Raw genomic sequence first — 11,905 nt, 5'->3', positions numbered from 1 at the left:
TCTTAAGCTAGACTAATCAGGGTCCCTTTGACCAGGTTGTCACTGATGAGAACCGTCTGGACACCCGCTTCTACGGTTTGACTGGCTCCCTTGATTTTAGGGACCATGCCACCTGTGATAACACCTGAGCTGATTTTTTCCTGGGCTTGCTTGGTGCTCAGCTGGGCTAGAACTTGCCCATCTTCCTTGACACCTGGAACGTCCGTCATCAGAATCAACCGTTCCGCCTTGAGTGCGATAGCAAGGGCTGTTGCTACATAGTCAGCATTGATATTGAGCAGTTGGTCACCTTTCCCACCCATGGAGGCAATTACAGGGGTCAAGCCTTCTTGTAAAATAGCTTCTAAATAGACTGTATTGATGGCCTTGACCCTGCCCACATAACCGTATTTTTCCTGGTCTAAAAAGTCAGCTTGGATGACCTTACCAAGATTGGCGTTGAGCTGCAAGCAATCGCAGCCGGCCGCATTGAGACTAGCGACCATGTCTTTTCCTACCTGCTCAAGGAGTCCATAGGCCACCAACTTCATGGCTTCAAAACTAGTCACACGCAGACCATCCACCTTTTCAACAGGCAGCTGGCGTTCCTTCATCAACTTATTGATTGCAAAGCCACCACCATGAACGATGATGACCTGTTTACCTGCTTGCTTCCATTTTTTAATTTGTTTCATAAAGCCTTGTGACAACTGTTTGCTAGCCACTCCACCAATTTTAATGACAATGAGATTTTCCATACCCGACTCCTAAGTTCTATACAAAGCGTTAATTTTCACATAATCATAGGATAAATCACAGCCCCAAGCTCGACCACTTGCTGCCCCCATATTGAGGTTGACTGAGATAGTGAGGTTATCCTGCTGCATGACCTCGTCCATTTCTTCCTGGTCAAAAGCGACTGGACTAGACTGGCTCATAACCGGAATCTCCTCCAGGGTAATGTCAATGTGGTCCACGTCGATGTCCACACCCGCATAACCAATAGCTGCAATAATCCGGCCCCAATTGGCATCCTCACCAAAGATAGCAGTCTTCACCAGACTGGATCCGACAATACTTTTAGCTACCATACGTGCCGATAGGTCGTCAGAAGCACCGGTCACATCCACCTGAATCAGCTTGGTAGCTCCCTCACCGTCTCTGGCAATCTTTTTGGCAAGGTCTGTCATGACAAGTTCCAACATGGCCACAAACTTAGCATAGTCTTCTGTCCCTTCCTGGATTTCCTGATTGAGGCTGCAACCGTTGGACATGACGACCACCATATCATTTGTCGAGGTATCACCATCTACCGTAATCTGATTGAAACTAGTTTCGACCAGTGTACTGAGCGCCTTTTGCAGGGTTTGGCTAGAAATGACCGCATCACAGGTGATAAAGGCCAGCATGGTCGCCATATTGGGATGAATCATGCCTGAACCCTTGGCTACACCAGACATAGTGACCACATCTTTGCCAAAATTCTCTTGAACAGTTATAGTCTTGGTAGTCGTATCAGTGGTCAAGATAGCCTTGGCGAAATCATCCGCATTTCCATTGACCACAATCTTGGACAGGCCATTTTCCAATTTATCAATAGGCAAAAATTCACCGATAACACCTGTTGAGGCAATACCCACCAACTGCTTGTCAATGCCCAATTTTTGGGCCGTCAGAGCCTGCATGGTCTTGGCATCTTCCATTCCCTTTTGACCTGTACAGGAATTGGCCACACCTGAATTGACCACCATAGCCTGCATCTTGCCGGTTTTAGCAATGGCTTCCTGGGTCACCAAGAGTGGCGCTGCAATTACCTTGTTGGTCGTATAAACACCTGCCACACTGGCAGGAAGCTCTGAGACAATCCAACCAAAATCCATTTTTTTCTTCTTAAATCCTGCATACAAACCATCGGCCGAAAAGCCAAGTGGGCTAGCAATATTTCCTGGGGTAATCTTCATTCTCTTCTCCTTTTAGATAAATGCTGGCGCTGATAAGAGACCCGCTGTCTCTTCAAAACCATACATGAGGTTCATATTTTGCACTGCCTGGCCAGCCGCCCCCTTGACCAGATTGTCCAAGACCGCTACGACTGTCAATACCTTAGTGACCGGATTGTAATCAAATCCGATATCTGTGAAATTGGACCCAATCACATGGCTGAGGCTAGGAATATGTGACTTGACCCGAACGAAAGGTTTATGGGCGTAAGCATCTTGGTAAATCGCCTCTATGTCCTGATTGGTCAAGTCCTCTGTCAATTTGAGGTAGCAAGTGGCAACAATGCCACGATTGACCGGCAGCAAGGAGGTTGAAAACTGGATATGGTTAAGGTTAGCATCATAGTTCTGCAAGGTTTGCACAATCTCTGGAATATGCTGGTGGTGATTGAGTTTATAGGTCACATAATTGGCATTGACGTGAACAAAGTGACTGCTGGCATTTGGATTTTTCCCAGCTCCACTGAGACCGCTTTTGGCATCGATGATGATAGAGTCAAGATCAACTATGTTTGCTGCTAAGAGAGGAATGAGAGCCAACTCGGTCGCCGTTGCATAGCAGCCTGGATTAGCAATAAAGAATTTCCCCTTCAAATCTGCAAATTCTGATAAGCCATAAGTAAAGGCCTCAATCACCTCATCCTTGGCTGGCGTTTTTTGGTACCATTTCTGATAAAGACTGCTCGGAAGGCGGTGGTCACCTGATAAATCAATCAAAGGAAAACCGGCCTTGATAAACACCTCTGCATAATCCTTGGCAATGCCACTAGGTGTCGCAAAGAAAACCAAGTCTGACTCCTCCATGATTTTTTTTGCATCAAAGGCAGCTACCTGCAAATCACTGATATCCTCTAAATGTGGATAAATATTCGAAATATCTTGACCAACTTCCTTGGTTGCATAAATAGAAACCAATTCAGCATAGGGATGACTTCTTAAGATTTTTACCAACTCTAAACCACTATAACCTGTAACTCCTACAATCGAAACTTTCATTTTTATACACTCCATAGGTATGTTTATGCAGTAAAGTTTACTGTAATAACTAGAAAATGTCAAGAAAGTTTTGCATATTTTTTCAAAATTTAGGAGATATTATTCATTTTCCCGAACATTTATTTTTAAAAATAGAAAAAAAGCCACCCTTCCAGCCAGAATCGTCATCCAACTTGAAGAGTGGTTTCTTGATTATTGTTAGCTTAGTTTGCTCGCAGCTGCCTGGTCCACGATGAGGACGACATCATCATGGTTTTGGAGGACGCTAGCTGGAACTTGCTCCGTCACTGGTCCTTCCACTGTCGCCTTAATGGCGTCAGCTTTTTCCTGACCATAGGCCATGAGGACGATGGTTTTAGCCGCCATTATGTTGGCAATCCCCATGGAAATAGCCTGTTTTGGCACTTCCTCAATGGTCTCAAAGAAGCGACTGTTGGCCTCGATGGTCGAAGGAGCCAAATCAACCAAGTGAGTCTGACCGTCAAAGGGCGCACCTGGTTCGTTAAAACCAATATGTCCATTCCGACCAATTCCAAGGATTTGGAAATCGACTGGATGTTCTTCCAAGATGGCATTGTAACGTGCCAACTCCGCATCAAGATCAACAGCCAGACCATTTGGCAGGTAGGACTGCTTGAAGGGTTTGCTATTGAAGAGTTGTTCCTTCATAAAATAGATATAGGACTGATCACTTTCCTCGCCTAGCCCGACATATTCGTCCAGATTGACCGAGGTCAGGTCAGAAAAGTCCAGGTCGCTCTCGCGGATGAGTTTGTAAAATTCCAGAGGACTGGAACCTGTTGCCAAACCGAGGACCTTAGCACCGCCGGCTAGTTTTTCTTTTAATAAATTGAAGGCCAAAGCTGCGCCTTCTGCTTGATTTTCAACTACATGAACTTTCATGGTAACCTCCTTTTTGGTATAGACCGTTTTCCTAATTTTATTATATGGTATATACCAATTTTTGTCAAGTCATCTGGCTTACAATTCCCATCCTGCTAGCCTATTCCCCCTAAAAATGCTATAATGAAGGTATGTTAAAAGATTTACTCATTCTATTTTTTCTGGGAAATATCCTCTGTCTGATTGGGTATTTTGTGAAAAATCAAGTCCTGCTCAAGCGTATTCTCTATGGGATTGGTGGACTATTGATTGCATCACCATTTTTAGTTCTGGCCTACTTTTTATACGCTATTTTTTTGTAAGGAGTTGATATGAAAACAACAGATTTTGATTTTGAATTACCCGAAGAGCTGATTGCTCAAGTCCCTCTTGAAAAACGGGACAGCTCCCGCCTGCTCATCCTGGATAGGGAAAAACAGACCATGGTGGACAGCCATTTTGACCACATCATCGACCAGCTCAATCCAGGCGATGCCCTGGTTATGAACAATACCCGTGTCCTACCGGCCCGTCTCCACGGCTTTAAGCCTGAGACTGGTGGTCATGTGGAATTTTTGCTCCTGAAAAATACCCAGGGAGACCAGTGGGAGGTTCTTGCTAAGCCAGCTAAGCGGCTCAAGGTCGGTGCTACTGTCGCCTTTGGAGACGGCAGATTGACCGCCACAGTGACCCAGGAATTGGAACACGGTGGTCGCATCGTCGAATTTGCCTACGAGGGCATTTTCCTAGAAGTCTTAGAAAGCCTGGGAGAAATGCCACTTCCGCCCTATATCCATGAGACCCTAGAAGACCGCGAACGCTACCAGACCGTCTATGCCAAGGAAAATGGCTCCGCGGCAGCACCGACAGCTGGTCTCCATTTCACAGAAGAATTGCTCCAAAAAATCGAGGCCAAGGGTGTCAAGCTAGTCTATCTTACCCTCCATGTGGGATTGGGAACCTTTAGACCAGTATCAGCTGATAATCTAGATGAGCATGAGATGCACTCAGAATTCTATACCTTGACGGCCGAGGCTGCAACAATACTCAACCAGGTCAAGGCTGCTGGCGGACGCATTGTCGCTGTCGGCACCACCTCGATTCGCACCCTTGAAACCATCGGTAATAAATTTGACGGCCGACTGGAAGCTGACTCTGGCTGGACCAATATTTTCATCAAGCCCGGCTACCAGTTCCGCATTCTCGATGCCTTTTCTACCAACTTCCACCTACCCAAATCAACCCTGGTCATGCTGGTATCTGCCTTTGCCGGCCGGGAATTTGTCTTGGAAGCTTATAAACATGCCGTAGACCACCAATACCGCTTCTTCAGTTTTGGCGATGCCATGTTTATCCAATAAGGATTGCACTGTATAAAGGAGTTTGCAATGAATAAAATTGAAAGTCGGCACCAACTCATCCTCTCCCTGGTCCTGGAAAAGAAAATCCACACCCAGCAGGAGTTACAAGATTTGCTAGAGACCAACGGTGTGACGGTCACCCAGTCCACCCTGTCGCGCGATATCAAACAGCTCAATCTTGTTAAGGTCAATGAAGCAAACTCCGCCCACTATATCATCAATCCGATAGCGCCATCTCGGTGGGAAAAGCGGCTCCGCCTCTATATGGAGGACGCTCTGGTCGTTTTGAAACCCGTGCAACACCAGGTTGTTCTGAAGACCCTACCTGGTCTGGCCGGAACCTTTGGCTCTAGCCTAGATGCCATGGAAATTCCTGAAATCATTGCAACCGTCTGCGGAGACGATGTTTGCCTGATTATCTGTCAGGATGAGGAAGCAGCGCTGGCCTGCTTTGAAGAGCTCAAGCACTACACGCACCCTTCTTCTTTTCCAAGTAAGTGACAAAAACTCCTAGTTCCAAGTGAGCTAGGAGTTTCTTTTATTAAGATACCTATTTCAGACTAGTTCAAAATAGATTATTTTGTATTTTTCTTTTTGAACAAATAAACTGCGCTGGCAACTGCAGCAAGGCCCAGTAGGGCGTAAGGAAGGACATTCATGGAAGATGATTTTTCCTCACTGGTCTCTTCTTTTTTCTCAGGTGCTGCTTCTGCTTTTAGAGTAGCGACACGCGCCTCCAAGTCCTTCTCAATCTCTTTCAGACGGGCAAAGGTTGTTTCCGCCCGCTTGATACTGGTTTCAGTGGCGTGTTTGCTTGCCTCTTCAGGATTTTCAGCTACCAGGGAAATGATTTCCTGGTTCAATACATCCTGTTCCTTGATCCAGTCCGCTTCCAGACTCTTGACTTGGTCAATGACTTCCGTACCAAATTCATCTGGATATTGAGCTACCATATCGTTGATATGAGAAATAACCCAGTACCAAGAATCCGCACTGTATTCTGTGCTGGTGTCCTGATAGGCCTTATAGGTGTCTGTGATATTACCAAAATACGGTAGATAAGGTGCATTGCGCGGACTTCCCATGGCTAACCACATCACTCCACCACCGACTTCTACAGGCAATTCATCCTTGAGCTGGAAGATATGGGCCTCCATGACATTTTCATTAGAAATCGGATAGGCATAGCCATCGATAGCATTCTTGTTCTCAGGCTTGCCCTTACCGTCCAATTCCATTTGGTCCAGAGGTTTCAAATCCAAGCCTTCAAAACGGTTTCGCTGCAGGGCCATGGCATCGTCCAAGCCCAATTTTTTATCAGTCGTGTGCAATAATTCATAGTAATCATCTTCGTAGGTCACCTTGGAATCCGGGTCCAATGACTTGATGCCTGAAAATGACCGCGAACGGTTGGCGTCTGATAGCCGTGGATTGTAGGATTGGGCAATATGAAACTGACCGTCCACTTCCTTGTAGGTACCTGCTTCTTCCGCCAAACCTTTGACATTGTCAGAAGTAATCACGCCCTCCTTATCCGAAAAATCAATATGACCTAGATAGAAGGTATTTGGAAAGACAGCAAACTTATCTGCTGGGAATTTGATGGCTACATACTGGTGACCAGACAAGATTTCCATATACCAGATGCCTTCCTTGTCCGCAAAGAGGACAATATTCCCTTCTGCTGAGCCCTTTTCAGTCACAATTTTTGCGACCAGCTCTACAGCTTCACGGGCTGTTTTAGCATATTGGAGAACAATACTGGTCATGGAAGATTCTGCCAATCCATCTTCTACATAGGGATCCAATTTTAGAATCTCATCATTTGCCGTTGCAGAAACGGTCGCTGAAATGGACAGGCCATGTTCATTAAAACCAGCCTCGTCGTAGACACCGTACTCCGGAGTAACATCGGGTACCGCTGTGTATTTGTGAGATACTGCTGGCAAAGGATAGGTAAAACCATTAGACTGGTCTTCCCACTTGGCCCCTTGCTCATTTTCCGTCCGTGGATAAACGCGGAAGGTCTTATTGTGATTTGGTTCCAGGTCTTCTGTCCGTCCATAAAGCCAGGAACCATCTTTGGTCAGGTCCTTACCGATGACAAAACCCGTGCAGGCTGACACGATTGGCTGACCAATCCATAGACTACTGCACAAAAGCAATAGTATAGCCGATAACTTTTTCTTCATGATTTCCTCCATTCTGAAATCAGTGCAAAAAATAACCTGTATCCACATTGAGCCAGCAGACACATGTTTTGATGAGAACACAATTTGGAAGTGGAATTTCAATCAACTACTAGAAGCCGATACCTTTCCAACTTCTATTGATCAGAACCTGCTAGGCGATAGACCGCCTCAGCATAGATGTCCATGGTCTTATACAAGTCTCCCAGGGGCATTCGTTCATTTTCTTGATGCTCAGTTTGTGGCGTTGATGGGAAGCAAGCCCCAAAGGCCACACAATTTGGCATGGTCCGAGCGAAGGTTGCTCCTCCAGATGAGATGGGCTGACTGTCTAAATCACCTGCTTTTTCCTGATAAACAGCCATCAGCGTAGCCACTAGCTGGCTGTCCAGAGGGACATAAAGGGATGGGAGATAGTCAAATTCCTCATAGGTCAAACCCAAAGCTGCTGCCTTAACAGACAGAGTCTCCACCAGCTGGTCCTTATCTGCCAGGACTGGAATGCGAATATCCAGACGAATTTCAGACCGGTGGGAATCGATGGTCAGGCCCGCAATATTGAAACTCAGAGCACCAGACGGCTCATCACTTACATCTCCAAATATGCCCTGAGCCGTCGCGTCCTCCCCAATCGTATTGGCAATGAAGTCCAAAGCTGGGTGCTGCTCAAACTTATCCAGAGCCTTGGCCAAGCACACAATGGCATTGACACCCTGGGCCGCATCCTTAGCGTGCTTGGACAGACCGAGTACGACAACCCTGTCGTCATTCATTTCATAATCAAAGTCCAATTGCTTCAACTCGGCAATAACGCTGGCCAGGAGATGGCCAGAATAGCAAGCCTTAGCCGGTACTACATTGTAGGCCGTCCCAGCCTCCAGGTGCAAATCTCCATGACCTGGACCATGGAGTTTGGCCTGCAAGAGACCCTTTTCAGCATAGGTTAGCGGGAAGGATGAATCCGGTGCAAAGCCCATTGTGGCCTCTTCTTCCAGCTGATTGTAGCGATGGAGACAACGCCAGAGCGTTTCCTCGTCCGTTCCGAAGATAAAACGCACACGTTTGGTAAAGGTCACACCAGCATCCATCAGGGCCTTGACCGCAAAGAGCGCAGCCATGGATGGTCCCTTGTCATCCTGCACCCCCCGCCCAATCATGAGACCGTCCTTTATCACAGCCTCAAAAGGGGGCGTCTTCCACTTGGTCAGGTCACCAGCCGGCACCACATCCAAATGGCAGAGAATGGCTAAAAGTTCCTGACTCTGCCCCACCTCAGCATAGCCGTAATAGCCTGCCGGGTCCAGATAGGTTGAAAAGCCTAGCTGACGACAGAAGTCCAGGGTAAATTCTAAGGCATCCTGAATCGGTTGACCAAATGGTGTCTTGGTTTGATGTTCTTGTAAAATAGAGGGGATGGCGACCAAATCTTGAATGGCCGCTAGACAAGCCTGCTTGTCTTCCTCTCTGATAAAATTCCTTGTCACCTCAATACCTCCATTCTATCCGATAGTCGGAAAATATTCATGGGTAGTTGGCTATATTGCCTAGTCTAGAAGAAGGTTGCTACTGCCAGAATAAGGATGGAAGCCACAATAATAGCGGCAATCAATTTACCAACGTATTTGTACCAGGTACCAATTTCGATACGTCCTAGAGCCAGGGCACCCATTACAATACCAGATGTCGGTGCTACCAGATTAAGGACACCAGACGCTGCCTGGAAGGCTGTGATAATCAAGCTAGCAGGTACATTGACAAATTCACCCAAAGGAGCCATGATACCCATAGACGCTCCTGCCAAACCTGAAGTTGATGGAATCAAGAAGGACATTGGCAGATAGAAGAGATAGGTCAGGATGATAAAGACTTGAGGAGATAGGCCTTGCAGACCAACTTCACCCCAGTTGAGGATGGTAGCTGTAATCATACCATCATTCATAATGACCTGGATACCACGCGCCACCGCACAAATCAAGGCAACGCTGAGTAGGTCGGCTGCACCATTCAAGAAGGATTTGACCAGGCGTTCTTCTTCCATACCGTAGACAACACCAATCATAACACCGGCTACACCAAAGAGCATAGCGCCTTCTGGGAAGTACCACAATCCAAATGGAGAGGTCGTAATCCCCACAATTTGACCAAGAACTGGAATGGAAATCAGCCATTCTTTGATATCTGTAAAGAAATTCACGCCCAAGTCTTCCCAAGGAATGAAACTCAAAATCATGAAGACAAAGGTTAGGAAGAAGATGACCAGCACACGTTTTTGGGCAGGTGTCAAGGTATCATTGACCTCACGGTCGGCATTAACATTGAAATGCTCCATGTCTGCTTCACGCTGGTTGTAGACCAGTGATTTGGTAGGATCCTTTTTCACTTTTTCCGCATAAGATGCCACAAAGAACATGCCTAAACCGAGGATAACGATGAAAAATACAATCCGCCAGATCATACCATCTGCGATGGAAACCCCTGCTGCCGCTGATGCCACACCAGTCGCAAATGGGTTGACCGTTGAAGCCAAACAGCCAATCTGTGAACCCAATAGGATAATGGCAACACCAGTCAGACTATCATAGCCAACCGCCATCATAACCGGAATTAACAGAGGGAAGAAGGCCATGGTTTCCTCACCCATACCATAGGTCGAACCACCCAGGGCAAAGAGGAACATAAGGATGTAAATCAACCATTTTTCACGGCCCTTGAAGCGCTTCACGATAGAGGCAATCCCTACGTCCAGCGCTCCAGTTTCATTCACAACTCCCAGGAAAGCCCCCACCATCAAGATGAAGAAGGAGACATCAATGGCAGCTGATGTTGCTCCGTGGCCCAGCATAGCCCGAACCGGAGCCATAAAGACATCCCAGATACCCTGCGGATTTGAGTCCACAGCTTCATAGGTGCCTGTGATAAAGTTTCCCGCATCATCAACCTGATATTGACCCGCAGGAATAATCCAGGTCATCACTGCCATCGCGGCAATAATGAGCATGAGTATAGTGTAAGATGAAGGCATTTTAAAGCCTTTTTTTACTTTTTCGCTCATGGCAAAAAACCTCCTAATATATTTTTACATGATTGTTTTCACAGGAAAAACACTTAGAAGCTCTATTCACAAGCAAGGAACATTTAGACCAGAAAGTTTTTCTTATCAAGATAATTTCTTCAAGAATACAAGATATTCTGAAAAACTAGGATGATTGACAGAAAACCAGTCATAGCCAAATGCACTGCTCTGTGAATACAGATTCTTCAATACAAATATACAGGCTGGAACAATCTTTGACTTAGAAAATAGATTTCTAAGCTAATCGCCAAGCCTTTTATCAAAAGAGGTTTGAGCAAGTAAATGAACAAAGTTAATCCAGGTCGTCAAACTGACGCAGGAAGGCAGACAGGCGCTTTAAGCCTTCTTGGAGAATCGACCGATGGGTACAATAGCCCAGTCGCGCATAACCCGGCATATCAAAGCGATTGCCCGGTACCAGCAAGACCCCCTCCTCCTGCAAGAGACGGAGGCAGAAACTCTCCGTATCTTCTGGAATATCCAATCGAATAAAGGAAGTTGATACCTGTTTTGGGAAGACCAGTTGCACATGGGGCTCATGTTCTACCCAATCCTGGAGAATCCGCAGATTGCCTTCTACCAGACGGCGATTGCGCTCCAGGATGGCTGCCTTATTTTTCAATACATGAGTCGCCAAGGCATCATCAATCACACCAGCACAAATCATGGTGTAATCTCGATATTTGCGGAACAAATCCGACAATTCCTTGTTGGCTGCCACCCAACCGACCCGAATCCCAGGAATGGAATAGGTCTTAGACAGGCTATTGGTCGAAATGCCCTTTTCGTACAAATCAACGATAGCAGGCACATCCATCCCTTCTTCCAAGGGTTGATAGACCTCATCTGACAAGATATAGGCACCCACACTCCGAGCCAGTTCAACCACTTTCTCCAAAAATTCCCGGGTCATAACAGACCCCGTCGGATTGTTGGCATTATTGATACAAATCATCTTGGTATTTGGCCGAAGGAGGGACTTCAAGTCCTCCAAGTCAGGCAACCAATCACGCTTCTCATCAATCCGCCACAAGTCTACCTCCGCCCCAAAAGAACGAGGAATATCATACAACTGTTGGTAGGACGGATAGAGAGAAATCACATGATCTCCTGGCTGGATCAAGGCGTAGATGGCCAAGTGGTTGGCCCCTGTCGCACCGTTGGTCTGAAGAATCGAGTCGACACTGACTGTCTCATATAACTTGGCAACTTCTTCCTTAAAGGCAGGTGAACCTTCTATCCAGCCGTAGTTCATCTTGGTTTGCAATAAATCCCCCATTACCGCCTGGCCATCTCCCAAAGCCAAGACCTCTTCCAAGGTCATTGAAGCAATCGAACTACCTGCAATATCATATTTGGCTTGAGTTTCCCACTCATTGAGCCATTCTTCTACACCAAAGGCTTGAATGTCCATCTTTCTTCCCC

At 46.5% G+C, this 11,905-nt stretch carries 11 protein-coding genes; 3 read left to right on the top strand and 8 right to left on the bottom strand.

Features of this window, described 5'->3' with window-relative positions:
• Window positions 1–2: 2 nt before the first annotated feature.
• The 4 genes from argB to AB1F57_RS06530 form a co-directional block, all read right to left on the bottom strand.
• Window positions 3–737: an acetylglutamate kinase gene (argB, locus tag AB1F57_RS06545; RefSeq protein WP_167785320.1), complete on the bottom strand. Its 735-nt coding sequence runs from the start codon at window positions 735–737 to the stop codon at window positions 3–5.
• Window positions 738–746: 9 nt separating this feature from the next.
• Complete coding sequence (gene argJ, locus AB1F57_RS06540) at window positions 747–1,940, bottom strand: bifunctional glutamate N-acetyltransferase/amino-acid acetyltransferase ArgJ (protein WP_367986318.1); 1,194 nt, start codon at window positions 1,938–1,940, stop codon at window positions 747–749.
• 12 nt (window positions 1,941–1,952) lie between these two features.
• Window positions 1,953–2,975 carry an N-acetyl-gamma-glutamyl-phosphate reductase gene (gene argC, locus AB1F57_RS06535; RefSeq protein WP_367986317.1) on the bottom strand — a complete coding sequence of 341 codons (1,023 nt, stop codon included), beginning with the start codon at window positions 2,973–2,975 and terminating at the stop codon, window positions 1,953–1,955.
• Between the two features lie 198 nt (window positions 2,976–3,173).
• Window positions 3,174–3,878, bottom strand: coding sequence for a glucosamine-6-phosphate deaminase (locus AB1F57_RS06530; protein WP_367986316.1), 705 nt, complete (start codon window positions 3,876–3,878; stop codon window positions 3,174–3,176).
• Window positions 3,879–4,009: 131 nt separating this feature from the next.
• Here AB1F57_RS06530 and AB1F57_RS06525 point away from each other — a divergent pair, with 131 nt between their 5' ends.
• Genes AB1F57_RS06525 through AB1F57_RS06515 form a run of 3 tightly spaced genes read left to right on the top strand, consistent with a single transcriptional unit; the run spans window position 4,010 to window position 5,719 of the window.
• Window positions 4,010–4,180, top strand: a complete 171-nt coding sequence (locus AB1F57_RS06525; RefSeq protein ID WP_162840655.1) for a hypothetical protein — start codon at window positions 4,010–4,012, stop codon at window positions 4,178–4,180.
• A gap of 9 nt (window positions 4,181–4,189) precedes the next feature.
• Window positions 4,190–5,218: a tRNA preQ1(34) S-adenosylmethionine ribosyltransferase-isomerase QueA gene (gene queA / locus AB1F57_RS06520; RefSeq protein WP_367986315.1), complete on the top strand. Its 1,029-nt coding sequence runs from the start codon at window positions 4,190–4,192 to the stop codon at window positions 5,216–5,218.
• Window positions 5,219–5,245: 27 nt separating this feature from the next.
• Window positions 5,246–5,719 carry an arginine repressor gene (locus tag AB1F57_RS06515; RefSeq protein ID WP_367986314.1) on the top strand — a complete coding sequence of 158 codons (474 nt, stop codon included), beginning with the start codon at window positions 5,246–5,248 and terminating at the stop codon, window positions 5,717–5,719.
• 74 nt (window positions 5,720–5,793) lie between these two features.
• Here AB1F57_RS06515 and AB1F57_RS06510 read toward each other — a convergent pair whose 3' ends face one another.
• The 4 genes from AB1F57_RS06510 to AB1F57_RS06495 all read right to left on the bottom strand — a co-directional run bounded on the left by AB1F57_RS06510 (window position 5,794) and on the right by AB1F57_RS06495 (window position 11,894).
• Window positions 5,794–7,410: a C69 family dipeptidase gene (locus AB1F57_RS06510; protein ID WP_367986313.1), complete on the bottom strand. Its 1,617-nt coding sequence runs from the start codon at window positions 7,408–7,410 to the stop codon at window positions 5,794–5,796.
• A 134-nt stretch (window positions 7,411–7,544) separates the two neighbouring features.
• Entirely contained in the window at window positions 7,545–8,891 is a 1,347-nt protein-coding gene (locus tag AB1F57_RS06505) for a dipeptidase (protein WP_367986312.1), read from the bottom strand.
• A 65-nt stretch (window positions 8,892–8,956) separates the two neighbouring features.
• Window positions 8,957–10,459, bottom strand: coding sequence for a YfcC family protein (locus tag AB1F57_RS06500; RefSeq protein ID WP_367986311.1), 1,503 nt, complete (start codon window positions 10,457–10,459; stop codon window positions 8,957–8,959).
• A gap of 313 nt (window positions 10,460–10,772) precedes the next feature.
• Window positions 10,773–11,894 carry an aminotransferase gene (locus AB1F57_RS06495; protein ID WP_367986310.1) on the bottom strand — a complete coding sequence of 374 codons (1,122 nt, stop codon included), beginning with the start codon at window positions 11,892–11,894 and terminating at the stop codon, window positions 10,773–10,775.
• Window positions 11,895–11,905: the final 11 nt, after the last annotated feature.

It is taken from the genome of Streptococcus nasisuis (genome assembly GCF_040836615.1).
Classification (GTDB): Bacteria; Bacillota; Bacilli; order Lactobacillales; family Streptococcaceae; genus Streptococcus; species Streptococcus suis_V.
This window is presented reverse-complemented; position numbering and strand designations above follow the sequence as displayed.